The 25,213-nt window shown below is 69.8% G+C and carries 24 protein-coding genes; 7 read left to right on the forward strand and 17 right to left on the reverse strand.

Going from position 1 to position 25,213, the window contains the following annotated elements:
• Position 1 precedes the first annotated feature (1 nt).
• Both ACIBK4_RS23315 and ACIBK4_RS23320 read right to left on the reverse strand, forming a co-directional pair.
• On the reverse strand, positions 2-1,330 hold the full coding sequence (locus ACIBK4_RS23315; RefSeq protein WP_398997076.1) for a class I SAM-dependent RNA methyltransferase: 1,329 nt from the start codon (positions 1,328-1,330) through the stop codon (positions 2-4).
• 115 nt (positions 1,331-1,445) lie between these two features.
• On the reverse strand, positions 1,446-3,497 hold the full coding sequence (locus ACIBK4_RS23320) for an APC family permease (RefSeq protein ID WP_398997078.1): 2,052 nt from the start codon (positions 3,495-3,497) through the stop codon (positions 1,446-1,448).
• Between the two features lie 381 nt (positions 3,498-3,878).
• Between ACIBK4_RS23320 and ACIBK4_RS23325 the strand changes: the two genes are divergently transcribed.
• Both ACIBK4_RS23325 and ACIBK4_RS23330 read left to right on the forward strand, forming a co-directional pair.
• A complete protein-coding gene (locus ACIBK4_RS23325) occupies positions 3,879-4,550 on the forward strand; it encodes a TrkA family potassium uptake protein (protein WP_033283949.1) in 672 nt (223 codons plus the stop codon).
• Positions 4,550-5,227 carry a TrkA family potassium uptake protein gene (locus ACIBK4_RS23330; protein ID WP_019061074.1) on the forward strand — a complete coding sequence of 226 codons (678 nt, stop codon included), beginning with the start codon at positions 4,550-4,552 and terminating at the stop codon, positions 5,225-5,227. The genes ACIBK4_RS23325 and ACIBK4_RS23330 overlap by 1 nt, the downstream gene beginning before the upstream one ends.
• A gap of 154 nt (positions 5,228-5,381) precedes the next feature.
• Here ACIBK4_RS23330 and ACIBK4_RS23335 read toward each other — a convergent pair whose 3' ends face one another.
• The 8 genes from ACIBK4_RS23335 to ACIBK4_RS23370 form a co-directional block, all read right to left on the reverse strand.
• Positions 5,382-6,140: a DUF3159 domain-containing protein gene (locus tag ACIBK4_RS23335; protein WP_398997082.1), complete on the reverse strand. Its 759-nt coding sequence runs from the start codon at positions 6,138-6,140 to the stop codon at positions 5,382-5,384.
• A 3-nt stretch (positions 6,141-6,143) separates the two neighbouring features.
• Positions 6,144-6,542, reverse strand: a complete 399-nt coding sequence (locus tag ACIBK4_RS23340; protein ID WP_078652621.1) for an OB-fold nucleic acid binding domain-containing protein — start codon at positions 6,540-6,542, stop codon at positions 6,144-6,146.
• Between the two features lie 45 nt (positions 6,543-6,587).
• Positions 6,588-7,271, reverse strand: a complete 684-nt coding sequence (locus ACIBK4_RS23345) for a response regulator (protein WP_381251119.1) — start codon at positions 7,269-7,271, stop codon at positions 6,588-6,590.
• The gene (locus ACIBK4_RS23350) at positions 7,268-9,853 is read right to left on the reverse strand and encodes an ATP-binding protein (RefSeq protein WP_398997084.1); all 2,586 of its coding nucleotides are present in this window, start codon (positions 9,851-9,853) and stop codon (positions 7,268-7,270) included. The genes ACIBK4_RS23345 and ACIBK4_RS23350 overlap by 4 nt, the downstream gene beginning before the upstream one ends.
• Positions 9,854-10,005: 152 nt before the next feature.
• Positions 10,006-11,181, reverse strand: coding sequence for an alginate lyase family protein (locus ACIBK4_RS23355; protein WP_398997086.1), 1,176 nt, complete (start codon positions 11,179-11,181; stop codon positions 10,006-10,008).
• Positions 11,182-11,350: 169 nt separating this feature from the next.
• On the reverse strand, positions 11,351-12,106 hold the full coding sequence (locus ACIBK4_RS23360) for a DUF3710 domain-containing protein (protein ID WP_033283953.1): 756 nt from the start codon (positions 12,104-12,106) through the stop codon (positions 11,351-11,353).
• A gap of 1 nt (position 12,107) precedes the next feature.
• Positions 12,108-12,623, reverse strand: coding sequence for a dUTP diphosphatase (gene dut / locus ACIBK4_RS23365; protein ID WP_398997088.1), 516 nt, complete (start codon positions 12,621-12,623; stop codon positions 12,108-12,110).
• On the reverse strand, positions 12,620-13,204 hold the full coding sequence (locus ACIBK4_RS23370; protein WP_328828230.1) for a PaaI family thioesterase: 585 nt from the start codon (positions 13,202-13,204) through the stop codon (positions 12,620-12,622). The genes dut and ACIBK4_RS23370 overlap by 4 nt, the downstream gene beginning before the upstream one ends.
• Before the next feature lie 58 nt (positions 13,205-13,262).
• On the opposite strand from ACIBK4_RS23370, the gene ACIBK4_RS23375 reads away from it, so the two are divergent.
• A complete protein-coding gene (locus tag ACIBK4_RS23375) occupies positions 13,263-13,727 on the forward strand; it encodes a DUF3093 domain-containing protein (RefSeq protein ID WP_366493333.1) in 465 nt (154 codons plus the stop codon).
• 7 nt (positions 13,728-13,734) lie between these two features.
• On the opposite strand, the gene ACIBK4_RS23380 is transcribed toward ACIBK4_RS23375, so the two are convergent.
• The 4 genes from ACIBK4_RS23380 to ACIBK4_RS23395 all read right to left on the reverse strand — a co-directional run bounded on the left by ACIBK4_RS23380 (position 13,735) and on the right by ACIBK4_RS23395 (position 17,268).
• Positions 13,735-14,652 (reverse strand): hypothetical protein, encoded by a 918-nt coding sequence (locus ACIBK4_RS23380; protein WP_398997091.1) that lies wholly within the window; start codon positions 14,650-14,652, stop codon positions 13,735-13,737.
• A 13-nt stretch (positions 14,653-14,665) separates the two neighbouring features.
• Positions 14,666-14,962, reverse strand: a complete 297-nt coding sequence (locus tag ACIBK4_RS23385; protein ID WP_005481602.1) for a DUF4193 domain-containing protein — start codon at positions 14,960-14,962, stop codon at positions 14,666-14,668.
• Between the two features lie 395 nt (positions 14,963-15,357).
• The gene (locus ACIBK4_RS23390; RefSeq protein ID WP_366429213.1) at positions 15,358-16,608 is read right to left on the reverse strand and encodes a HAMP domain-containing sensor histidine kinase; all 1,251 of its coding nucleotides are present in this window, start codon (positions 16,606-16,608) and stop codon (positions 15,358-15,360) included.
• A 6-nt stretch (positions 16,609-16,614) separates the two neighbouring features.
• Complete coding sequence (locus tag ACIBK4_RS23395; protein ID WP_010983842.1) at positions 16,615-17,268, reverse strand: response regulator transcription factor; 654 nt, start codon at positions 17,266-17,268, stop codon at positions 16,615-16,617.
• Between the two features lie 415 nt (positions 17,269-17,683).
• On the opposite strand from ACIBK4_RS23395, the gene ACIBK4_RS23400 reads away from it, so the two are divergent.
• The gene (locus ACIBK4_RS23400) at positions 17,684-17,857 is read left to right on the forward strand and encodes a hypothetical protein (protein ID WP_019061061.1); all 174 of its coding nucleotides are present in this window, start codon (positions 17,684-17,686) and stop codon (positions 17,855-17,857) included.
• A 417-nt stretch (positions 17,858-18,274) separates the two neighbouring features.
• Here the strand turns inward: ACIBK4_RS23400 and ACIBK4_RS23405 are convergent, their stop codons facing one another.
• Together ACIBK4_RS23405 and ACIBK4_RS23410 are read right to left on the reverse strand one after the other, a co-directional pair.
• Positions 18,275-19,090 (reverse strand): inositol monophosphatase family protein, encoded by an 816-nt coding sequence (locus ACIBK4_RS23405; protein WP_398997094.1) that lies wholly within the window; start codon positions 19,088-19,090, stop codon positions 18,275-18,277.
• Between the two features lie 8 nt (positions 19,091-19,098).
• Positions 19,099-20,226: a ferrochelatase gene (locus tag ACIBK4_RS23410; RefSeq protein ID WP_398997097.1), complete on the reverse strand. Its 1,128-nt coding sequence runs from the start codon at positions 20,224-20,226 to the stop codon at positions 19,099-19,101.
• 246 nt (positions 20,227-20,472) lie between these two features.
• Between ACIBK4_RS23410 and ACIBK4_RS23415 the strand changes: the two genes are divergently transcribed.
• Both ACIBK4_RS23415 and ACIBK4_RS23420 read left to right on the forward strand, forming a co-directional pair.
• Entirely contained in the window at positions 20,473-21,717 is a 1,245-nt protein-coding gene (locus tag ACIBK4_RS23415) for an MFS transporter (RefSeq protein WP_398997099.1), read from the forward strand.
• Positions 21,677-22,996: a D-arabinono-1,4-lactone oxidase gene (locus ACIBK4_RS23420; RefSeq protein ID WP_398997101.1), complete on the forward strand. Its 1,320-nt coding sequence runs from the start codon at positions 21,677-21,679 to the stop codon at positions 22,994-22,996. Before ACIBK4_RS23415 ends, ACIBK4_RS23420 begins: the two co-directional genes overlap by 41 nt.
• Here ACIBK4_RS23420 and ACIBK4_RS23425 read toward each other — a convergent pair.
• Positions 22,920-23,660, reverse strand: coding sequence for a hypothetical protein (locus ACIBK4_RS23425; RefSeq protein ID WP_398997103.1), 741 nt, complete (start codon positions 23,658-23,660; stop codon positions 22,920-22,922). The two genes, ACIBK4_RS23420 and ACIBK4_RS23425, sit on opposite strands and share 77 nt — an antisense overlap.
• A 481-nt stretch (positions 23,661-24,141) precedes the next feature.
• Between ACIBK4_RS23425 and sepH the strand changes: the two genes are divergently transcribed.
• Entirely contained in the window at positions 24,142-25,167 is a 1,026-nt protein-coding gene (gene sepH, locus ACIBK4_RS23430; RefSeq protein WP_398997105.1) for a septation protein SepH, read from the forward strand.
• The last annotated feature ends 46 nt before the right edge of the window (positions 25,168-25,213 follow it).

Here is a 25,213-nt window from a genome sequence, read left to right on the forward strand (position 1 = left end):
GTCAGTTGCCCTTTTCCACGGGTTCAAGGATCGCGACACACTCCACGTGGTGGGTCATCGGGAACAGATCGAACGCGCGAAGCGTCCGCACCCGATACCCCCCGTCCCGGAAATAAGCGATGTCCCGAGCCAACGCGGCCGGATCGCACGCCACATAAGCGATCTTGCGCGCCCCGAGGGACGACAGATGCTCGACCGTCTTCTTGCCCGCCCCCGCCCGCGGCGGATCCAGCACGATCAGGTCGACCTCGCTGATCCCGGTCCGCGGCAGCACGCTCTCGACCTTGCCCTGCTCGATCCGGACCCGTTCGAACCCGGCGAGATTGTGCCGCGCGTCCTCGACCGCGCGCTTGCCGGACTCGATGCCGAGGACCGCGCCCTTGTCGCCGAGGCGGTCGGCGAGGGCGCCGGCGAAGAGGCCGACACCGCAGTACAGGTCGAGCGCCATGTCGCCCTTGCGCGGGAGCAAGCCCTGCATGACCGCCTTGACGAGGGTGTCCGCGGCCATCGGGTGGACCTGCCAGAAGCCGCCGCTGCCGACACGGTACGTGCGGCCGTCGGCCCGCTCGCGCACGAACGCGCGGCCGTGGACGCGATGGATGCCGCCGTCGTGCTCCTCTACGCGCATCACGGAGACGGGGCGTTCCAGTTCGACCAGGGGCAGGCGGGCGCCGGGGCGGGGCTCCAGGATGACCATGCGGTCCTGGGAACCCGTCGCCGCGATCGCCTCGACCGACGCCATGCCGGACCAGTCGCGCTCCTCGATGCCCAGCTCGCTGACGCCCGGCGCCGCGATCATGCAGTGCTCAACCGGCTCGACCTCGTGCGAACGGTGCTTGCGCAGACCGGCGTTGCCGTCGACGTCCACCGCGTACTGCACGCGCGTACGCCAGCGCGGTACCTGGCCCGCGGGCAGCTTGTCGCCCTCGGCCGGCATCACCGTGCCGTCCCAGCCGGCCTCCTCGGGCGTGAGCCCCGCGAGCCGTTGCAACTGCTCGGTGATGACCTCGCCCTTGAGGCGGCGCTGGGCGCCGGGCTTGGCGTGCTGCCAGTCGCAGCCGCCGCAACGGCCCGGACCGGCGTACGGACAGGGCGCCTCGACCCGGTCCTTGGACTCCTCCAGGATCGTCACCGCATCGGCACGCAGGAACCGCGCGCCCTCCTCGCCGTCGGTGACCCGCGCGACGACCCGCTCACCCGGCAGCGCGTGCCGGACGAACAGCACCTGCCCCTCGGACGTACGGGCGATGCAGTGCCCGCCATGGGCGACGGGGCCCACCTCGACCTCGTACTCCTCCCCCACCAGCGATTTCTTCGGTTCTGCCTGCATGGCGGGGTGACTCCAGATGCGAAAGGGGGCGAGCGAAAGGACGTACAAAAGGGGACGGCCGGACAACAGCCCACCAGTCTACGTGGACCCCGCCCGGCCGCTCACCACAAGGCACTCAGCCCTTGGTGTCCGAGGACTCCTTGTGCCGGTCCACCGCGGGCCCCCGCCGCACCGCACCCGGCGCACTCCACTCCTGCCGCTTCCGCGCCCGGTTCTTCGCCGCCTCGGAGGACTCCAGCTGGTACGGCACCGACGTCACCATCACGCCCGGCGTGAACAGCAGCCGGCCCTTGAGCCGCAGCGCGCTCTGGTTGTGGAGGAGATGCTCGTACCAGTGGCCGACCACGTACTCGGGGATGATCACGGACACCGCGTCCCGCGGCGACTCCTTCCGCAGCCCCTTCACGTACTCGATGATCGGCCGCGTGATCTCCCGGTACGGCGAGTCGAGCACCTTCAGCGGTACGTCGATCCCGCGCCGCTCCCACTCCTCGCGCAGCGCCTTGGTCTCCGCCGGGTCCACGTTGACGCTGAGCGCCTCCAGCGTGTCCGAGCGCATCAACTTGGCGTAGGCCAGGGCCCGTAGAGCCGGGCGGTGGATCTTGGAGATCAGGACGACGGAGTGGACACGGGACGGCCGGAGGCTGTCGTCGCTCGGGCCCTCGGGGGCCGCGATCTCCTCGGCGACCCGGTCGTAGTGCTTACGGATCGCGGTCATCGTCGCGTAGAAGATGCACATGCCGAGCAGCGCCACCCAGGCGCCGTGCGTGAACTTCGTGACGAGGACGACGACCAGCACCAGGCCGGTGAAGAACGCGCCGAAGGTGTTGATGGCCCGGGAGCGGACCATGTGGCGGCGCTTGACCTGGTCCTTCTCGGTGGCCAGGTGGCGGTTCCAGTGCCGGACCATGCCGGTCTGGCTCAGGGTGAACGACACGAACACGCCCACGATGTAGAGCTGGATCAGGCGGGTCGAGTCCGCGCCGTAGATCGCCAGCAGCAGGGCGGCCGTGCCGGCGAGCAGCACGATGCCGTTCGAGAAGGCCAGGCGGTCGCCTCGGGTGTGCAGCTGGCGCGGGAGGTAGCGGTCCTGGGCGAGGATCGAGCCGAGCAGCGGGAAGCCGTTGTACGCCGTGTTGGCGGCCAGGAACAGGACCAGCGCGGTGGCCGCGGCCAGCACGATGAACAGGAAGCTGCCCTTGCCGAACACGGCCTCGGCGACCTGCGAGATCACCGGGTTCTGGACATAGCCGGAGCCGATCGCGACCCCGTTGTGCAGCAGGTCGGTGCCGGGGTTCTCGGCCATGCGGACCTTGGTCGTCATGGCCAGCGCGATGATCCCGCAGAACATCGTGACGGCCAGGATGCCCATCGCGGCCAGGGTGGTCGCCGCGTTCTTGGACTTGGGCTTGCGGAAGGCCGGGACGCCGTTGGAGATCGCCTCGACACCGGTGAGCGCCGCGCAGCCGGAGGAGAAGGCCCGCAGGAGGAGGAAGACCAGGGCGAAGCCCGCGAGGCCCTGGTGCTCGGCCCTGATGTGGTAGGCGGCGGTCGGCGCGCGCATGGTGTCGCCGAGGACCAGGCCGCGGAAGGCTCCCCACGCGATCATGACGAAGACGCCCGCGACGAAGACGTACGTCGGGATCGCGAACAGCGAGCCGGACTCCTTCACCCCGCGCAGGTTCATCAGCGTGAGCAGCACCACGACGGCGATCGCGCACAGCACCTTGTGCTCGACCACGAAGGGCACCGCGGAGCCGAGGTTCTCGATGCCGGAGGCGATCGACACGGCGACGGTGAGGACGTAGTCGACGAGCAGGGCGCTGGCGACGGTGAGGCCGGCCTTGGGGCCGAGGTTGGTGGTGGCCACCTCGTAGTCGCCGCCACCGCTGGGGTAGGCGTGGACGTTCTGCCGGTAGGAGGCGACCACGGTGAACATCAGCACCACGACCGCGACCGCGATCCAGGGGCTGAAGTGGTACGCCGACACGCCCGCGATGGAGAGGACCAGCAGCACCTCGCCGGGCGCGTACGCCACGGAGGACAGCGGGTCGGAAGCGAAGACGGGGAGTGCGATGCGCTTCGGCAGGAGCGTTTCGCCCAACCGGTCGCTGCGCAGTGCGCGCCCGATGAGGATGCGCTTGGGCACGTCGGTCAGTTTGGACACAACAGAGGATCGTAGGCCTTCGAACAGGCGATCCTCTACTCGCCACCGGCTTGACCCGTCTCAGAGCCCTGTCATCTGCCTCACGAGTGAAATAAGGGACGAGTGGAGTTGCGGATTCCGTCAAGATCGCCGACTCCGTGTCTATATGACAAAACCCCGCTCCCACCGCCTCCTGGAGGTTCCATGCCCGCGACCGCAGAGCTGATCGGCGCCCTGGCCGCCCTCGTCGGCCTCGGAATCCTCACCCTGGCCAGCGTGCGCAGCATCGGGCGCCGCTGACGCACAGGGGTGCCCTGGAGGGACCGGGCGTGTGTAGCTTGGGCCTCGGTCTGAGACCCTGATGGGGCTGAGCATTGATTTCAGGACACCGGAAGGACGGTCGTGCACATCGTCATCATGGGCTGCGGCAGAGTGGGTTCCGCTCTCGCCCAGACCCTGGAGCAACAGGGGCACACGGTCGCCGTGATCGACCAGGACCCCACCGCCTTCCGTCGGCTGGGCCCCGGATTCGGCGGCCGCCGGGTCACCGGGGTCGGCTTCGACCAGGACACCCTGCGCGAGGCCGGCATCGAGGAGGCGGGCGCGTTCGCGGCCGTCTCCAGCGGTGACAACTCGAACATCATCTCGGCGCGCGTCGCCCGCGAGATGTTCGGCGTGGAGAACGTCGCGGCCCGTATCTACGACCCCCGCCGCGCCGAGGTCTACCAGCGCCTGGGCATCCCCACCGTGGCCACGGTCCGCTGGACCGCCGACCAGATGCTGCGCCGGCTGCTGCCCTCGGGCGCGGAGCCGCTGTGGCGGGACCCCACCGGCGGTGTCCAGCTCGCCGAGGTGCACGCCTCGGCCGCCTGGGTCGGCCAGCGGATCAGCAAGCTGCAGGAGGAGACGGGCGTCCGCGTGGCGTTCCTCACCCGGCTCGGCGAGGCGATGCTGCCCTCTTCGCAGACCGTGTTGCAGGAGGGCGACCTCGTGCACGTGATGATGCGTACGGACGAGGTCGACAAGGTCGAGGCGGCGTTCGCCAAGGGTCCCGAAGAGGAGGGCGGTCACTGATGAGGGTCGCCATTGCCGGAGCCGGCGCGGTCGGTCGTTCGATCGCCGGAGAGCTCCTGGAGAACGGTCACGAGATCCTTCTCATCGACAAGGCCCCGACCGCGATCTCGGTCGAGCGGGTCCCCCAGGCGGAGTGGCTGCTGGCCGACGCCTGCGAGATCACGTCCCTGGACGAGGCGGCGTTGCAGCGCTGCAACGTCGTGATCGCCGCGACCGGCGACGACAAGGTCAACCTCGTCGTCTCCCTCCTCGCGAAGACGGAGTACGGCGTCCCGCGCGTCGTCGCCCGCGTCAACAACCCGAAGAACGAATGGCTCTTCAACGAGTCCTGGGGCGTCGACGTGGCCGTCTCCACCCCCCGCCTGATGTCGGCCCTGGTCGAGGAGGCGGTGTCGGTCGGCGACCTCGTCCGCCTGCTCCGCTTCAGCCACGGCGACGCGAACCTGGTGGAACTGACGTTGCCGGAGGAGTCGGCCCTGGCCGGCACCCAGGTCGGCGACGTGGAGTGGCCCGAGGACACGTCCTTGGTCACGATCATCCGCGGCACCCGCGTGCTGACCCCGTCCCGCGAGGACTCCCTGGAGGCCGGCGACGAACTCCTGTTCGTGGCGGCTCAGGCACGCGAGGAGCAGCTGGAGGACCTGCTGTCGGTGCGCCGGGAGGACGCGGCGAGCTGATCAGTTGTACGTGTACGACGAGGAAGGGCGCCCTGGGATTGCAGGGCGCCCTTCCAGCTTCACTTCTCTGTTGCCAGTAAACGGGTGGCTGGGTGGGCAAAGGCCTCGGGGGTCTGGGGGCAGAGCCCCCAGGGACGCTCACCGCGACGAACGGTCACCCATCACGCCGGTGTCGTGCACCGACCTCCCCGGCGGCAGCCTTGCGCTCCTTCTCGGCCTGTTCCTCCGCCTCCATCTCCGCGAACACGTCGATCGGCGCGGGCGCCTTCGCGAGGAAGACCCAGGTCAGCCAGACGGCGAGGAGGAAGGGCGGGATCTTCAACGCGACCAGGACCCAGCCGAGTTGGGCGGTGTTGGCCCACCAGTAGAGCGGGAAGAGGATCGCGCACTTGGCGAGCAGGATCAGGCCCCAGGCCCAACTGGCCTTCGCGTAGGCCTTCTTGCGGCCGGGGTTGCGGGTCCGCCAGGAGAGGTTCTCCTTGAAGACCGGGCCGAGGATGAGGCCGATCAGCGGGACGCCGGCGAGGGTCGTGACGATGTACGCGAGCGCCAGGCCCAGCGTGTAGAGCATGCCGGGGAGATAGAAGTTCTTGGCGTTGCCCGTCATCATCGCGAAGACGACACCGAAGGCGACGCCGAAGACACCGCTGAAGGCGTGCTTGACAGTGTCCCGGGTCGCCAGCCGGACCACGACCAGGGCGAGCGCCACGGCCAGGGCGGCGATCGCCGACCAGTGCAGGTTCTTGTTGACGGTGAAGATGCTGACGAAGAGCAGCCCGGGCAGGACCGTTTCGATCATGCCGCGCAGTCCGCCGAACGCCTCGAAGAGAGCCGCCTCGGTCACCGCCCGGACATCCTGCTCTCTGTCTTCGGCGTCCACGGTGTCCGCGGTCGGCTTGTCGAGCGACGTCACCGGCTACTCCCGTCCGAGGGGTTTCAGTTCGTATTTCGGGTTGAAGAGCACCCGGCGGCCCCGGCTCATCGAGATCCGGCCGGACGCGATCAGCTTGCGCCCCGGTTCTATCCCCACGATGGAGCGCCTGCCGAGCCACACCACGTCCAGGGCGGCCGAACCGTCGAACAGCTCGGCCTCCAGGGCCGGCACGCCCGCCCGGGGGCGCAGCGTAACCGTGCGCAAGGTACCAGTAACCGTCACGATCTGTCGGTCGTGGCAGTCGCCGATCCGGACACAGCCCTCGGTCTCGGCGTCCTCACGCAGCTCCTCCGACTCCAGGTCCTCCTGCGAGGTGGAGAGCCGGTCGAGCATGCGCCGGAACCGTCCGGCCGGCTTTTCGGAACGAGGGACAGCGCTCATATCTGAAGCGTACCGGGGTCCACTGACAGCAACGTACCCACGGCCCTAGCGCTCGAACCGGTAGCCCATACCGGGCTCCGTGATGAAGTGCTTCGGATGCGCGGGGTCCGTCTCCAGCTTCCGCCGCAGCTGCGCCATGTAGACACGGAGGTAGTTCGTCTCGGTCCCGTACGACGGCCCCCACACCTCCTGGAGCAGCTGCTTCTGGCTCACCAGCCGCCCGGTGTTGCGCACGAGCACCTCCAGCAGATGCCACTCCGTGGGGGTGAGCCGTACGTCCCGCCCGTCGCGCTGGACCTTCTTGGCGGCCAGGTCGACGGTGAACTCGTCGGTCTCGACCAGGACGTCGTCCTCGCCGCCCCCGGTGGGCTCGGCCCGGCGCACGGCGGCCCGCAGCCGCGCCAGCAGCTCGTCCATCCCGAACGGCTTGGTCACGTAGTCGTCGGCCCCCGCGTCCAGCGCCTCGACCTTCTCGTCGGAGGAGTGCCGCGCGGACAGCACCAGGATCGGCACCCGGGTCCAGCCGCGCAGCCCCCGGATCACCTCGACGCCGTCCATGTCGGGCAGCCCCAGGTCGAGCACGACCACATCGGGATGCCGGGAGGCGGCGAGGTCGAGGGCGGTCTTGCCGTCGGCGGCCGCGTCGACCTCGTACTTCCGCGCCTTGAGGTTGATCACGAGGGCCCGCACGATCTGCGGCTCATCCTCGACCACGAGGACCCTGGTCATGAGACCTGCCTTTCCGGTTGCACGTCCTGCATGTGTCGCACGTCGTGTACTTCTTCCACGGCGCTGTCGGCCGGCGCGGGGTCGAAAGGCTTCGCCGCGCGGAGCGTGAGCACCATGGTGAGGCCTCCGCCGGGCGTGTCCTCGGCGTTCAGGGTGCCGTTCATCGCCTCGGTGAAGCCGCGCGCCACGGCGAGCCCGAGTCCGACTCCGGCGCCGCGCGGGGCGTCGCCGTAGCGCTGGAAGGGCTCGAAAATGCGGTCCTTGGCCTCGTCAGGGACTCCGGGGCCGCGGTCGACCACTCGTACCTCGACGCGGTCGGCGATGGCGCTGGCGGACACCAGGACGGTTTCGCCGGGCGGGCTGTACTTGACCGCGTTCTCGACCAGGTTGGCAACCGCGCGCTCCAGGAGCCCGGGGTCGACGGCCACCATGGGCAACGTCTCCGGGATGTCGAGTTCGGCGCTGCCTTCGGGGACCCCGCCCAGCGCCATCGGCACGACCTCGTCCAGGTCGATTTCGCGGATGATCGGCGTGACCGTACCGGTCTGGAGGCGGGACATGTCGAGCAGGTTGCCCACGAGGTGGTCGAGCCGGTCGGCGCCGTCCTCGATGCCCTCAAGCAGCTCGGCCTGGTCCTCCTCGGACCACGCCACGTCGTCGGACCGCAGACTCGACACGGCCGCCTTGATGCCGGCCAGCGGGGTCCGCAGATCGTGGCTCACGGCCGCCAGGAGGGCCGTACGGATGCGGTTGCCCTCGGCGAGCGCGCGGGCCTGGTCGGCCTCCTCGCGCAGGCGCCTGCGGTCCAGTACGACGGCTGCCTGCGCGGCGAAGGCGGCCAGCACCCGGCGGTCGGAGGCGGGCAGCACGCGGCCGGTCAGCGCGAGGGCCATGTGGTCGCCGACCGGCATGTCCACATCGCCGTCCTCGGGCCGCTCCAGCGGCGCGCCCACGCCGACCCGGCCGGCACAGGTCCAGGGCTCCACGTCGCTCTTGCGCTCCAGCAGGGCGACGGACTCCATGCCGAAGGTCTCCCGGACGCGCTCCAGAAGCGCCTCAAGGCTGGTCTCGCCGCGCAGCACGCTGCCCGCGAGGAAGGACAGGATCTCGGACTCGGCGCGCAGTCTGGCGGCCTGCTGGGTGCGCCGCGCGGCGAGGTCGACCACGGAGGCCACGGACACGGCGACGCCGACGAAGATCGCGATGGCGACGATGTTCTTGGGGTCGGCGATCGTCAGCCGGTGCAGCGGGGGCGTGTAGTAGTAGTTCAGCAGGAACGAGCCGAGGGCCGCCGAGACCAGCGCGGGAGCCAGCCCGCCGAGCAGCGCCGCCGCCACCGTCAGCGACAGGAAGAGCAGCATGTCGTTGGCGAGCCCGAGGTGGACGGCGTTCAGCAGGAACGCGAGCCCCACAGGACCGATGACCCCGACCAGCCACCCGGAGACGATCCGCGCCCGCCCGAGCCGCGCACCCCGGGACACGGGCAGCCCGCGTCCCTTGGCGACCTCTTCGTGGGTGACGATGTGGACGTCCAGGTCGGGCCCGGACTCGCGGGCGACCGTGGCGCCCACCCCGGGCCCGAAGACGTACTGCCAGGTCTTGCGGCGCGAGGAGCCGAGGACGATCTGGGTGGCGTTCACCCCGCGCGCGAAGTCGAGCAGCGCGGCCGGGATGTCGTCGCCGACGACGTGGTGGAAGGTGCCGCCGAGGTCCTCGGCGAGGGTGCGCTGGAGGGCGAGTTCCTTCGGTGAGGCAGAGGTCAGCCCGTCGCTGCGGGAGATGTAGACGGCCAGCACCTCGCCACCGGCCCCCTTCTCGGCGAGCCGCGCGGCCCGCCGTATCAGCGTCCGCCCTTCGGGGCCGCCGGTCAGCCCGACGACGATGCGCTCGCGCGAACCCCAGATCGCGGAGACCTGGTGCTCACTGCGGTACTCCTGGAGATACTCGTCGACCCGGTCGGCCACCCACAGCAGCGCCAACTCCCGCAGGGCGGTGAGGTTTCCGGGCCGGAAGTAATTCGAGAGGGCCGCGTCGACCTTGTCGGGCTTGTAGATGTTGCCGTGCGCCATCCGCCGCCGGAGCGCCTGGGGCGACATGTCGACGAGCTCGATCTGATCGGCCCGCCGTACGACCTCGTCCGGCACGGTCTCCTGCTGCCGGACCCCGGTGATCGACTCGACGACATCACCGAGGGACTCCAGATGCTGAATGTTGACGGTGGACACCACATCGATCCCGGCCGCGAGCAGCTCCTCGATGTCCTGCCAGCGCTTGGTGTTGCGGGAGCCCGGGATGTTGGTGTGGGCGAGTTCGTCCACCAGGGCGACGGCGGGCGCCCGGCGCAGCACCGCGTCGACGTCCATCTCGCTGAAAACGGTCCCCCGGTACGCCAGCTCCGCGCGCGGCACCTGCTCCAGCCCGTGCAGCATCACCTCGGTGCGGGCCCTCCCGTGGTGCTCCACGAAGGCGACCACGCAGTCCGTGCCCCGCTCCACCCTGCGGTGGGCCTCGGACAGCATGGCGTACGTCTTGCCGACGCCCGGTGCCGCACCGAGGTAGATCCGAAGCTTGCCGCGTCCCATGGCCCCATTGTCTTCCCGTCACACCTGTGTACGCAGCGTCGACTTTACGGCCAATAAGTCCGACAAATGGGGTGAGGAGTGCACTCAGGGACGTCTTTGACACAACCCTGATGCCCGTACGGCACCGTACGGGCATCAGGGTCCGGCGCTGTTCAGTTGGGGTTGTCGCCGTGCGTGAGCGTCTCCCAGGCCACGAAGAGGTTGTTCGTGCCGGCCGGGCGGTTGTTGAGCGTGAGCGTCTGGGTGTTGGTCATCGCGATGCCCAGGCGGTTGTGCAGGGCGTTGTAGCCGACCTCGGTGACCGGCCCGAGGCCGAGGGTCAGCGAGCCGCCGCAGAGCCAGCTCGGCACGGCCTCCCCCAGCTGGTACTTCGACTGGAACCCGAGCGCCTGGCGCAGCCGCTCGCCGACGTCCGTGCCGTAGAGGTCCGTGCCCTGGATCCGGCTGGTCTCGGCGACGTGCGAGATCGACGAGAGGCCGTAGCCGGTGTGCGTGAAGTCGCGGCACGTCTCCTGGGTGAGCCCGGTGACGAAGGTCGACTGGCCCTGCCAGTAACTGACGATCTTCGCGGTGGTGTTGAGGTTCTGGCTCGGCACGGTCTTCGGTACGGAACCGTCCGAGGCGAGGTAGATGTACGCGGCGGTACGGGTGCGGAAGATCGCCATGGCCTTGTCGTACGACGTCTTGTCCTCCAGGAAGACGGAGATGCCGACGGCGGCGTCCATCATCGTCAGCTCCCAGTTCCCGTTGGAATTGGAGCCGTTGATGATCTCGGGGAGGTACACGTTGCGCAGCATGGTCGCGAAGCGGGCCGAGTTGGTCCACGTGCCGGTGTACGTGTACTTGATGATCTCGGCGGCCTTGGGCCAGGAGGCGCCGGCCCAGCCGGTCTGCAGGGGCGCGTTGCTGTTGGTGTGGCTGGTGATCGTGGCCGACCAGGCGTCCATGATCTCGATGGCCTTCTGGGCGTAGCGCGCGTCCTTGGTGATGTACCAGGCGAGCGCGTCGGTGTAGGCCGCGATCGCGTCCTCGCGCTCGTCGGTGCAGCCGTAGTTGGGGTTGGAGTACGAGCCGCACTCGACGACGGCCCTGGGCTTCGGGGTGCGGGTCAGGCTGGCGTAGGAGCTGGCCATCATCTGGTCGTAGGCGCCCTTCCAGGGCTGGGCGCCGGCGAGGACCTCGGTGCGGGCGAAGTCCAACTGGCTCCGGGAGACGTCGACTCCGGGATGGACGAAGGTGGCGGGGGCCGCCTGGGCGGCGGTGCCGGGCTGGGCGAAGAAACCCAGGACCAGCGCGGTGACGACGGAGAGCAGGGCAGCGCGGCGCACGGTGACTCCGTTCTCGTATGTGAACACAGAGCACCCTCATGAACTTGGGCGTTGAGCCGAGACCATAGGTACGGACCAATGAGCCGTCAAGAGTGCGCGCACGACGAAGGGCCGCACCCCGGGGAGGGGTACGACCCTTTCGTCTACGTCTGTTCTACGTCTGTTCCCGCTAGCGGATCTCGGTGACCTCCGGCCCGCGCTGCAGCTGGCCCATGCCGCCGGAGAAGCGCGAACCCGCCTCCTCCTGCTGGACGCCCTCGGGAACCATCTGGGCGTCGTTCGGCAGCTTCAGGACGATCGGGTCGCGGGGCGCCATCGGGCCCTCGCCGCGCACGACGACCGTGTCCCGGAAGATCTGCTCCAGCAGACCGGCCGCCTGCGGCTGCACCGCGCCCTGCCCGGAGATCACCCCGCGCAGGAACCAGCGCGAACCGTCCACACCGACGAACCGCACGACCTGGAAACCGCCCGTGCCGTCCGGCAGTTGGACCGGAACCTGCGCACGCAGCTCCCAGCCCAGCGGCCCCTCGACCTCGTCGACGATGCCGCCCTGCTGGGTGATGCCGCTGGCGATCTCCTCGCGGACCTCACCCCAGATGCCCTCGCGCTTGGGAGCGGCGAAGGCCTGCAACTGGATGGCACTGTCCTTGAGGACCACGGTGGCGGCGACGATCGCGTCACCCGCGACCTCGACCCGCAACTCCATGCCGTCGACTCCCGGCACGAACAGACCGCCCAGGTCCACCCGGCCCTCGGCGGGGTCGCCGATCTCCGAGTCGTCCCAGGGTCCGTCGGGGCGGGGCTCCGGTTCGAGCTTCACGCGCTCGACCGACTCGTCCGCCTCAGTGTCGACGTCGTCGACGACCTGCTCGGCCTCGCTCGCCGCGTCCTCGGCGGCAGTGCCCTTCTTGCGACGTCCGAACACGTCACTGTCCTTCCCGGTCGGATACGACCGAAGCGTATCGATTCCCACCCGTAGTGCCGCCCACGGCGGCGTGACCGCCGGTGGACCCGAAGCCCCCCTCGGCCCGCGCCGATCCGGGAAGCTCCGCGACCTCCTGGAAGCGGACCCTCTCGACCTGCTGGACGACCAGCTGGGCGATCCGGTCGAAGCGCTCGAACCGAACCGACTCGTACGGGTCGAGATTCACCACGATCACCTTGATCTCCCCACGGTACCCGGCATCAACCGTCCCCGGGGCATTCACCAGGGCAACACCGCAGCGGGCGGCGAGCCCCGAACGAGGGTGCACGAAGGCCGCGTACCCGTCGGGGAGAGCGATAGACACCCCCGTGGGCAGTACGGCCCGTTCACCCGGCTTCAGTTCCCGGCTCTCGGTGGTCCGCAGATCGGCTCCCGCGTCACCGGGATGCTCGTACGACGGAAGCGGTACGTCCGGGTCGACGCGCCGGATCAGCACGTCCAGAGGGCTACGGCTCACGGGTTCACCTCGAAGGCACGGGTACGCCGGACCTGGTCCGGGTCGTCCATGGCGGCCCGGATCTCCTGCGGGCGGCCGTTGTCGATGAAGTGGTCGACCTTCACCTCGACGAAGAGCGCGTCGGCGCGCACCGCGACGGGTCCGTCGGGGCCGCCGATGCGTCCGGTGGCGGTCGAGTAGATCTTCCGGCCGGCCACGGCCGTCACCTCGGCCTCCAGGTACAGCACGGTGTCCACGGGCACCGGCCGGACGAAGTCGGTCTCCAGGCGCCCGGTCACCGCGATCGTCCGCAGCAGCCAGTTCAGCGAGCCGAGGGTCTCGTCCAGCGCGCTGGCGAGCACCCCGCCGTGCGCGAGACCCGGGGCGCCCTGGTGGGCGGCCCGCACGGTGAACTCGGCGGTGATGGTCACGCCCTCGCCTGCCCGCGCCGCCAGATGCAGCCCGTGCGGCTGGTCGCCGCCACATCCGAAACACTGTTCGTAGTGCGCACCGAGCAGCTCACCGGGCGCGGGCGCGTCCGGGTGCCGCACCGGTTTCACGGCGTCGGACGGAGGCTTAAGAGCTGGAGAAGTACCACTCACAGCCGCAGACCTTACCCGCGCGTCGGTAGGTTCCCGACACCGTGCCAAGCTTGGCTTCATGCAGCTTTCCGCCTCCCCCTACGACGAGCGCCTCACCGCCCCCCGTTCGTGGTGGTTCATCTCGTTCCTGGTGGGCGTCTCCTTCGCCCTGATCCTGCTGCCCTTCGGCACCCTGCCGCTCCTCGGCGGCCTGGTCGGCGGCACCGCTGCCGCCTCCGTGATGGCCAGTTCCTACGGCTCGCTCCGCATCCGGATCGTGGGCGACCAGCTGATCGCCGGCGAGGCGAAGATCCCGGTGACGGCCCTGGGCGAGGCGGAGATCCTGGACCCGGAGGAGGCGCGCGCCTGGCGGACCTACAAGGCCGACACCCGCGCCTTCCTGCTGCTGCGCTCGTACATCCCCAGGGCACTGCGCGTCGAGGTCACCGACCCGGACGACCCGACGCCGTACCTGTATCTGTCCACCCGCGAGCCGGAGCGGCTGGCGGAGGCCCTGAAGACTGCCCGCGCGGCAGCCGTCTAGGGCCTCTTCAGCGACCGAGTTCCTTCGGGATCTCATCCATCCGGATCGGGTCCGGCGGGGCCTCCAGGGGCGGGAGTTCGGGCAGCGCGTCCCACGGGACCTGGGCCTTGCGCAGGTCCTTGCGGATGCGCTCGGCGAGTTTCTTGGTGTCCCGGCGGTTCATGACCGCTCCGACGGCGGCGCCGACCATGAAGGGCATCAGGTTCGGCAGGTCGCGGACCATGCGCTTCATGATCTGCTGGCGCAGCTCGCGCTTCATGTGGCCGTTCAGGGCCGCGCTCATGGTCGACGGCTTGGTCACGTCGATACCGCGCTCCCCGGACCAGGAGTTCAGATACGCGGTGCTGCGCTGCCGGAGGTCGCCGGGCGGACGGACGCCGTAGACCTCGTAGAGCTCGGCGATCAGCTTCAGCTCGATCGCGGCGACGCCGGTGATCTCGGCGGCGAGTTCGGTTGGCATCGCTGGCGGCACCGGCAGCATCGCCGCGGCACCGATGCCCGCGCCGACGGTCGACGTCGCGTTCGCCGCGCCCGCCACCAGTTTGTCGGCGAGCTGTTCGGGGCCGAGGCCCGGGAACTGTCGCCGAAGCGCCTCAAGGTCCCGTACGGGGATCCGCGGGGCTATGTCGATGATCCGGTCGGCGAGGTACGCCAGACCGGCCCTGGCCCGGCTGCCGCCCTTGCGGACGCCTTCCTTGGCCTTGTCCCGGATCACCGCCACCCGTCGCTTGGCAACGGGGGCGGCTGCGGGAACATCCGCCGGCACCGGGAGGTCAGCCCGGTCGGCCGCCGGTTCGAGCGAGGCTGATCCCTGGTCGGATGAGCCCCGCTCGTCGTCACGCGCGCCATGAGGACCGTCTGTCGGTCCTTCGTCCGCTCCCGGCCTGCGGGAGCGGCGCTTCCAGGGTGGGGTCGAGCCAGTCACGGCCGACCCCTCCTCAGTCGCAGTCGCGGCAGATCGGCTGGCCGTTCTTCTCGCGGGCCAGCTGGCTGCGGTGGTGCACCAGGAAGCAGCTCATGCAAGTGAACTCGTCCTGCTGCTTGGGCAGCACCCGGACGGCCAGCTCTTCGTTCGAGAGGTCCGCTCCGGGCAGTTCGAGGCCCTCGGCCGCCTCGAATTCGTCGACGTCCACTGCGGAAGTCGACTTGTCGTTCCTACGCGCCTTGAGTTCTTCAAGGCTGTCCGAGTCGACGTCGTCGTCGGTCTTGCGTGGGGTGTCGTAATCCGTTGCCATGTCGCGCTCTCCCCCTCTGGGTGTCTGCGGTGTCTCCAGCGCACGTAACGCGTGAGAGGCCGGACTTGTGCCCGACCTGAGGCGGAGATTTTGCCTCACATCAAGGTCTGTTACTCAATCGACACCCAACCGGACCCCTCAAGAGTGATCGGCTTGGATGGCGAAGGGGACCGTACACGGTCCTCGTGCCGCTCTTCAAAGGCACCTCATCGTGTACTTCCCGTGATCAAGACCCCCGAAAACCCGGATTTTCCCGGCTTTCCGACAGGGTGCATGATCACGGAGAGTAGATGGCCTGAAAATCGCGCTTGTGATCGATCACACACGGGGATGCCGGAAAAGCGGCCAGAAAATTCCGCGCAAAGCGAACATCCTCGTGTGTCGGCGACATGATCTCAGATGGGCAGGGTGACTCGCATCACGAGTCCACCCCCCTCACGCGGCTGGGCCGAGATGTGGCCGCCGTGAGCGCGCGCCACGGACCGCGCGATCGACAGACCGAGGCCCACACCCTTGTCGCTGCCCGTTCGCTCCGTACGCAGCCGTCTGAAGGGCTCGAAGAGGTTGTCGATCTCGTACGCCGGGACCACCGGACCCGTGTTCGAGACGACCAGCACCGCGTGGCCGTGCTGCACCTCGGTCGTGACCTCGACCCAGCCGTCCTCCGGCACGTTGTAGCGCACCGCGTTCTGCACCAGGTTCAGGGCGATCCGCTCCAGCAGGACGCCGTTGCCCTGGACGACCGCGGGCTTCTGCTCGCCGCGGATCACCACGCCCTTGGCGGCCGCCTCGCCGTGCACCTGGTCGACGGCCTGCTCGGCGACCTCGGCGAGGTCCACGGGCTTGCGCTCGACGATCTGGTTGTCGCTGCGGGCGAGCAGCAGCAGGCCCTCCACGAGCTGCTCGCTGCGCTCGTTGGTGGCGAGCAGCGTCTTGCCCAGCTGTTGCAGCTCCATGGGGGCGCCGGGATCGGACAGATGCACTTCCAGGAGCGTGCGGTTGATCGCGAGCGGCGTCCTCAGCTCGTGCGAGGCGTTGCCCACGAAGCGCTGCTGGGCGGTGAAGGCTCTCTGCAGCCGCTCCAGCATCTCGTCGAAGGTGTCCGCGAGTTCCTTGAGTTCGTCGTCCGGGCCGTCCAGCTCGATCCGGCGGGACAGGTCCGATCCGGCCACCGCGCGGGCGGTGCGGGTGATCCGGCCGAGCGGCGACAGCACCCGGCCCGCCATCGCGTAGCCGAACGCGAAGGCGATGATCGCGAGGCCCAGCAGGGCCAGCAGCGAGCGGCTGAGGAGGTTGTCCAGGGCCGCCTGGCGCTGGTGGTCGATGCACTCGCTGATCGCGGCGTTGAACTGCGTCAGCGGGATGTTGCTCGCGTTGTTCACCGCGGTGCAGCTGTCGCTGGTGACCTTGATCGAATCGCCGTCCACGATCTTGAACAGCGGTTCGTTGCCCGTGTTCAGCGCCTGCGCGGCGAGCAGGTAGATGATCGAGAGCAGCAGGATGCCGGCGATCAGGAACATGCCGCCGTACAGCAGCGTGAGCCTTATGCGGATGGTGGGGCGCAGCCAGGGGAACGGCGGTTCGGGCCTTCTGGGGTCCCACGTGGGCTTCGGGGGCGCCTGGGGAGGCGCGGGGGTCGTGGCCACAGTGGATCAGATCCGGTATCCGGAGCCGGGGACGGTGACGATGACCGGGGGCTCGCCGAGCTTGCGGCGCAGGGTCATCACGGTGACGCGCACGACGTTGGTGAACGGGTCCGTGTTCTCGTCCCAGGCCTTCTCCAGGAGCTGCTCCGCGGAGACCACGGCGCCCTCGCTGCGCAGCAGCACCTCAAGAACGGCGAACTCCTTGGGCGCGAGCTGGACTTCCTTGCCGTCGCGGAACACCTCGCGGCGGTTCGGGTCGAGCTTGATGCCGGCGCGCTCCAGGACGGGCGGCAGCGGCACGCTGGTGCGCCGGCCGAGGGCACGCACGCGTGCCGTCAGCTCGCTGAACGCGAAGGGCTTGGGCAGATAATCGTCGGCGCCGATCTCCAGGCCCTCGACACGGTCGCTGACGTCGCCGGACGCGGTGAGCATGAGCACGCGGGTGGGCATGCCGAGCTCGACGATCTTGCGGCAGACGTCGTCGCCGTGCACGAGCGGGAGGTCGCGGTCGAGGACGACCACGTCGTAGTCGTTGACGCCGATACGCTCCAGGGCGGCCGCACCGTCGTACACGACGTCGACGGCCATGGCCTCCCGGCGCAGTCCGGTGGCCACCGCATCGGCGAGCAGCTGCTCGTCCTCGACGACGAGTACGCGCACGTCGCTTGTCCTTCCTCTGTCCACCCGCGTAGCGCGCCTCGGCGCACGCGGGCAGGGTCTTCGTGGCTGTGTGACCTCCATCCTGCCCTTTTCGGCCATAAGTCGGCTGTAAGGCGGCTCGGGGCAAGATGAAGGTCCGGTGTGAGGCCCGGGAATGCGGGATTTTCTCGGTGGGTTGAGGTTTCCACGGAAGGGAGCGGGGGGAGGACGGCTTTACACCCCGCGATCACGCTCTGCACGTGGCAAGCCACCTTGTGGTACGTCCAACCGCTTCCGCAGAGCGGGCGTGGGTGTCCGGCACCGTCGCCGCCCAGCCAGGGCAGCGCTGGGCACCCCATCCGCAGACGTGATCGCCCCTTCCGAACGGCACACCCCCGTGCCAAACGACCCACGACCCAGGACGAGGGGGCGCAGCATGGACGCATTCACCGCAGGACTTCTGCAGCGCATAAGGGCGACCGAGACCGACCTGACGCGGGCTCGTGACGAGGGCGACGACTTCCTCGTCGAGGTGGAACAGGCCGAGCTCGACGACCTGCGCCGCCTCGCCGCCGACCACGGTGTGGAGGTCGGCGCGACGAGCGTCTGATCAGTGCGGCCAGCAGAAAAGCAGGCCCCCGGCGAATCCAGCGCCGGGGGCCTGCTGCTTTTCGCCCACCGCAACAAACGGTGCGGGCCCACCAACTCCAACTGTCCCCACGCGGACGGCCGAGAGGGAGCCGCAGGGGCGCGCCGGTGTCGAGAGCCCCAGCGCGCGGAGGCCCGAAGGGTCGAGCACGGTGGGGCTCTCGACACCGCCACGCGCCGGTAGGCGCATATCGAGCACGGCAGCGCCCCGAAGGCGACCGAACCAACAAGAGGTGCGCGCGGGGTGCCTGACCAACACCGGCACACTCCCAGCCGGCACCCGACCAACACCGCCACGTATCGCCACCCGGCACCCGGCCCACACCGGCCCACCCACCCGACACCAACTCAACACCGACCCAGGCCCCCACCACTCACGTCAGTCGTGCCAGGCCCCGAAATCCTCCAACAGCCGCTGGAGGGGTTCGAAGACTCCCGGGGTGCCCGCGATCGCCAGATCGCGTGCGGGGCGCTCTCCGGGGCGTCCACCGGTCAGGGCGCCCGCCTCACGGGCGATCAGGTCCCCGGCCGCGAGGTCCCACGGGTTCAACCCCCGCTCGTAGTAGCCGTCCAGGCGTCCCGCGGCCACATCGCACAGGTCGACCGCCGCCGAACCGCCCCGCCGGATGTCACGCAGCAACGGGATCAACTTCTGGGCCACGTCGGCCTGGTGGGAGCGAACCTCGGTGACGTAGTTGAAGCCGGTCGAGACCAATGCCTGCTCCAGCGGCGCAGCCGACCGGCAGGTGAGCCTGCGTTCGCCCTCCCACGCGCCCGTGGCCCACGCCCCGCCGCCGAGCACCGCGTGGAACGTCTCGCCCCGCATCGGGGCCGCGACGACCCCGGCGACGGTCTCGCCGTGCAGCTCGGCGGCGATGGAGACGGACCAAGTGGGCAGTCCGTAGAGGTAGTTGACCGTGCCGTCGAGCGGGTCGATGACCCAGCGGACTCCGCTGGTGCCCTCTACGGAGGCGCCCTCCTCGCCCAGGAAGCCGTCATCGGGGCGCTGTTCGGAGATCAGGCCGGTGATCAGCTTCTCGGCGGCGATGTCCATCTCGGTGACGACGTCGATCGGGCTGGACTTCGTGGCGGCGACCGCGAGGTCGGCCGGGCGCCCGTCCCGCAGCAGGGCGCCGGCCTTGTGGGCGGCCTCCTGGGCGAGGGCGAGCAGTTCCTGGTGCAGGGGGTCGGTCACGGCGCTCCTCAGGCGTAGGGGCTGTCGGCGCCCGCGGCGGCGGGGCGGGGGGCGCGGGCGGGGCAGCAGCCGACCGGGCAGAGGTTGTGGCCGGCGCCGAGCGCGCCCAGGGCGCAGGGCGTGACCTGCCGGCCGCTCTCGACGGCGGCGCGCTCCAGGACCAGCTCGCGGATCGCGGCGGCGAAGCGCGGATCGGCGCCCACGGTGGCCGATCGGCGTACGGGCAAGCCCAGTTCGGCGGCCTTGGCCGTGGCCTCCGTGTCGAGGTCGTAGAGGACCTCCATGTGGTCGGAGACGAAGCCGATGGGTGCCATGACGACCGCGGGGACGCCGGCCGCGTGGCGCTCCTCCAGGTGGTCGCAGATGTCGGGCTCCAGCCAGGGGATGTGCGGGGCGCCGGAGCGGGACTGGTAGACGAGCTGCCAGGGGTGGTCGACGCCGGTGCGCTCGCGGACGGCGTCGGCGATGAGCCGGGCCACGTCCAGGTGCTCCTCGACGTACGCGCCGCCGTCCCCGTGGTCCTCGACCGGGCCGGAGCTGTCGGCCGCGGCGGTCGGGATGGAGTGGGTCGAGAAGGCGAGGTGCGCGCCGTCGCGGACGTCCTCGGGGAGGTCGGCGAGGGACTCGATGACGCCGTCGATCATCGGCTCCAGGAAGCCGGGGTGGTTGAAGTAGTGGCGCAGCTTGTCGACCTTCGGGAGGTCGAGGTCCTCGGCCTCCAACGCGGCCAGGGAGTCCGCGAGGTTCTCGCGGTACTGCCGGCAGCCCGAGTACGACGCGTAGGCGCTGGTGGCGAGGACCAGGATGCGGCGGCGGCCGTCGGCGACCATCTCGCGCAGGGTGTCCGTCAGGTACGGCGCCCAGTTGCGGTTGCCCCAGTAGACCGGCAGGTCCAGGCCGTGGTCCGCGAAGTCCTTGCGGAGAGCGTCCAGGAGGGCGCGGTTCTGGTCGTTGATCGGGCTGACCCCGCCGAACAGGAAGTAGTGCTGGCCCACTTCCTTGAGGCGTTCCTTGGGGATGCCCCGCCCACGCGTCACGTTCTCCAGGAACGGAACCACGTCGTCCGGGCCTTCGGGGCCGCCGAACGAGAGCAGGAGCAGGGCGTCGTAGGGGGTGGCATCGAGCGCGTCTGGCATGCCTCCGATCCTGCCACCCGCCACTGACAGCCGGGAAACGGCGGGGTGCCGGACGGGGATCGGGACGGAGATTCCGGCGGCGACCGGCGGAGATTCGACAGGGGATCCGGGCGGAGATCCGGCGCGTCACGGGCGGGTGCATCGGGGCCCACCTGCTCGTAAGCTGTATCAGCCGCGTTCGCACCTTACCGAGCCGCCACCGCATCAGCACCGAGCCGCCACTGCTCTTTCCCGACCGGAGACACCGTGCCCAGCCCCTATCGCGCCCTGTTCGCCGCACCCGGCTCCAGGGCCTTCTCCGCCGCGGGGTTCCTCGGCCGTATGCCCTTGTCGATGATGGGCATCGGCGTGGTCACGATGATCTCCCAGATCAACGGGCGCTACGGGCTCGCGGGCGCCCTGTCGGCCACCATCGCGCTGGCCGCCGCCGCGATCGGGCCGCGGATCTCGCGCTGGGTCGACCAGTACGGGCAGCGGCGGGTGCTGCGTCCGGCGACGCTCGTGGCGCTGGTCGCGGCGGCCGGGCTGCTGCTGGCCGCGCGTTTCGAGTGGCCGGACTGGATGCTGTTCGTGTGCGCCGCCGGCATCGGGTCGGTGCCGAGCCTGGGCGCGATGGTCCGCGCGCGCTGGGCGGCGATCTACCGGGGCACCCCGCAGCTGCACACGGCGTACTCCCTGGAGTCCGTGGTCGACGAGGTGTGCTTCATCTTCGGGCCGATCATCTCCATCGGGCTGTCCACGGCGTGGTTCCCGGAGGCCGGTCCGCTGCTGGCCGCCTGCTTCCTGGCGGTCGGTGTGTTCTGGCTGACCGCGCAGCGTGCCACTGAGCCCGCGCCGCATCCACGCGCGCGTGGCGACAACGGCGGTGGTTCGGCGCTGCGGGCGGCCGGTCTCCAGGTGCTGGTGGCCACCTTCGTGGCGACGGGGGCGATCTTCGGGGCGGTGGACGTGGTCACCGTCGCGTTCGCCGACGAGCAGGGTCACAAGGGGGGCGCCAGTGTCGTGCTCGCGCTGTACGCGGCGGGCTCCTGTGTGGCGGGCGTCGTGTTCGGGCTGCTGCGCTTCCGGGGAGCCCCGGAACGTCGATGGCTGCTGGGCATATGCACGATGGCCGTGAGTATGATCCCCCTCCTACTGGTCGGAAACTTGCCGCTTCTGGCCGTGGCGCTGTTCCTTGCGGGCCTGTCCATCGCACCCACGATGATCACGACGATGTCCCTCATAGAAGAGCACGTACCTCGCGCGAAGCTCACCGAGGGCATGACCTGGGTGAGCACCGGCCTGGCGGTCGGGGTCGCGCTCGGCTCCTCCGTCGCCGGCTGGGTGATCGACGCAGCCGGCGCGCGTGCCGGGTACGGGGTTCCGGTCGTCGCCGGTGCCGTCGCGGTCGCGGTCGGTTTCCTCGGGTACCGCCGGCTCAGCAGACCGGCGCCGGGTCGGGGAGGCACCGTTGAGCACCACAGCGAGCGCGAAGAACGGCACGTGGCGTAACTGGGGCGGAACGGTCGCGTCCCGTCCCGCGCGGGAGGTCACGCCCGCCTCCGTCGAGGAACTGGCCGCCGCCGTACGGAGGGCCGGTGAGGACGGTCTGACGGTGAAGGCCGTCGGCAGCGGGCACTCCTTCACGTCGATCGCCGCCACTGACGGTGTGTTGATCCGCCCTCAACTATTGACCGGCATCCGCAATATTGATCGCGATGCCTTGACGGTCACGGTTGAGGCGGGCACCCCGCTCAAGAGACTCAACATGGCTCTCGCGCGCGAGGGTCTGTCGCTCACGAACATGGGCGACATCATGGAGCAGACGGTCTCCGGGGCGATCAGCACCGGCACCCACGGCACCGGCCGCGAGTCGGCCTCGATAGCCGCCCAGATCAAGGGACTTGAGCTGGTTACCGCCGACGGCTCGGTGCTGACCTGCTCCGACAAGGAGAACCCGGAGATCTTCGCGGCGGCCCGCATAGGCCTCGGCGCCCTGGGCGTCGTCACCGCGATCACCTTCGCCGTGGAACCCGTCTTCCTGCTCACGGCCCGCGAGGAGCCGATGACCTTCGACGAGGTCACCGGACGCTTCGACGAACTCTGGGCCGAGAACGAGCACTTCGAGTTCTACTGGTTCCCGCACACCGCGAGCACCAACACCAAGCGCAACAACCGCAGCGCCGGCCCCGAGCAGCCGGTGGGCAAAATGGCCGGCTGGTTCGAGGACGAGTTCGTCTCCAACGGCCTCTGGCAGGTGGCCAACATGGTCGGCCGCGCGGCACCCGCGACCATCCCGACCATCGCGCAGATCTCCACCCGGGCCTGGTCCACGCGGACGTACACGGACATCCCCTACAAGGTCTACACATCGCCCCGCCGGGTCCGGTTCGTGGAGATGGAGTACGCCGTCCCGCGCGCGGCCCTGGTGGACACGCTGCGGGAACTCAAGGCGATGGTCGACCGTTCCGACTTCAGGATCAGTTACCCGGTCGAGGTCCGCACCGCCCCGGCGGACGACATCGCCCTGTCCACCGCTTCCGGCCGGGACAGCGCCTACATCGCCGTGCACATGTTCAAGGGCACGCCCTACCAGGCGTACTTCACCGCCGCCGAGCGCATCCTCACCGCGCACGAGGGCCGCCCGCACTGGGGCAAGGTGCACACCCGGGACGCGGAGTACTTCGCCGGGGTCTATCCGCGCTTCGGCGAGTTCACGGCGTTGCGGGATCGGCTGGATCCTGATCGCCGGTTCCAGAACGACTACTTGCGGCGGGTGTTGGGTCAGTAGCCGACGCGCTCGGCGTGGAGGTCGGCGTACCGCCGCCGTCCGAGGCGCTGGGTGTCGGCGTCGGACTCGACGTCGTAGCACCGCTGTTGGACGGTGTGCCGGTGTCGGTCGAGCCGGATGACGTCTCCGGGTCGGCCGACGAACCGTTCGAGGAGGTGGACGGGGAATCGGCCGGAGTGGGCTCGTCCTCACCGGACTTGGAGGACGACGAGGTGTCGTGGCCGGTGACGGCGGCGCTGACCGTGGTGCCCTTGCCGCCGCTGAAGCTGTCGCCGGACACCAGTTCGTAGACGGTGATCCCGGTCATCGTGACCCCGAAGACGAGGGCCGCGGCGAGCACCGGGCGCTTCCAGCTCCGACCGCCCACCCGCGCGCGGTAGACCGTGCCCTCCGTGAACTCCCCTGGACGCACGGGGATTTGTTCCGCCGCCCTGGAGGTGACGGTCGCCTCCCGGAGCTGGGCGCCCGTCCGGCTGAAGAAGTGCTGGAAGACGGTGCCTCCGGAGGTGGCTATCGCGCTCACGACGCCGGCGCCGAGGATCGTGCCGTAGACCCCGAAGTAGGAGGCGAGTTTGGCGGCCACCACCGCCGCCACCGCACTTCCCGCGACTTGAGGGACGCTCAGATCGATCCGCCTCTTGCTGACATCGGGCCTTGCACGCATTCCGGGACCCAGCCTCGCTTTCTCGCACTTTCTCGTACCTGATCAACTATCTGTACGACAAAGGGACGTACGGCCGAAACCAATAGTTCCGTTTCGGGCCATTGCGTGAAGTACGCCACTTTCAAGATCACCCGAACCCCGCCCCAGGCCGCCAAGTCCCGCCCCCCACAAGAAGTTGGGCGGCGTGCCAATCCACGCACGTGGTCCAAATGGAGTACTGTTGCGAGCCCTGGGTGCGGTCTCCTGCCAGGGCGTCCGCGGCCTCAATGGACCGCTCAGAGGGGGCCAGTTGCACAGGGTGACGTAGTTGGTCACTTAGCGTTGCGAATAGGTAACCGTGCCATAACGGCGAGTCAGGGCCCGTGCCCGACACGCCGGGCAACTCGGCAAGGTTGTGGCAGGCTGCACCCGGGCAGGCCACACTCGACTAGCGGAAGCAGCGACGCACGTGACGTCGGCAGGCACCACCCGGGAGGTCCCCATGCCCGAACTGCGTGTCGTGGCCGTCTCTAACGACGGCACACGGCTGGTGCTGAAGGCTGCGGACAGCACGGAGTACACGCTTCCGATTGACGAGCGTCTGCGCGCCGCTGTACGCGGCGACCGTCCCCGCCTCGGCCAGATCGAGATCGAGGTGGAGAGCCATCTCCGCCCCCGAGACATTCAGGCACGTATACGCGCCGGCGCCTCCGCCGAGGAGGTCGCCCAGCTCGCGGGTATCCCCGTCGATCGGGTGCGCCGCTTCGAGGGCCCCGTCCTCGCCGAGCGCGCCTTCATGGCCGAGCGGGCCCGGAAGACTCCGGTCCGCCGGCCCGGCGAGAACGCCGGCCCCCAGCTCGGCGAGGCCGTCCAGGAGCGACTGACGCTGCGCGGTGCCGAGAAGGACACCGTCCAGTGGGACTCCTGGCGCCGCGACGACGGCACCTGGGAGGTCCTGCTGGTCTACCGGGTCGCTGGCGAACCGCACTCGGCGAGCTGGACGTACGACCCGCCCCGGCGGCTCGTCCAGGCCGTCGACGACGAGGCGCGCTCGCTGATCGGCGAGTCCGACGATCTCGCCTCGACGCCCGAGCCCAGCTTCCCGTTCGTGCCGCGGATCGCCCGGCTGCCCCGGGACCGGCCGCTGGACCGCGCCCTGGAGCGCCCGGAGCGTCCCGCGCTGCCGTCGCCCGAGCCGGTCGAGGAGAGCGAGCGCGACTCGCTGACCAGCCTCCTGGAGGCGGTACCGAGCTTCCGCGGCGACATGGTGGTCCCCGAGCGCCCCTCGGACCCCCCGGAGGAGCCCGTCGTGGAACCGGAGGCGGAGGAGCCCCCGGCACCCGCGGCCTCGGCCGGTTCGGCGTACGCGGACGTCCTGATGCCCCGCTCCGTAGGAGCCCATCGCGACCGACTCATCGGCTCCACCGACCGCCAGGCCGAGGCGGACGGCGTCCGTCCGGGCCGCAGAGCGGCCGTTCCGAGCTGGGACGAGATCGTCTTCGGGACGCGTAGGAAGAAGCAGGAGTAGCAGGAAACAGCAGGCGTAGTACGGCAGTTGCCCGTACGACGACGGG

It is taken from the genome of Streptomyces sp. NPDC050528 (assembly GCF_044457795.1).
Lineage (GTDB): Bacteria > Actinomycetota > Actinomycetes > Streptomycetales > Streptomycetaceae > Streptomyces.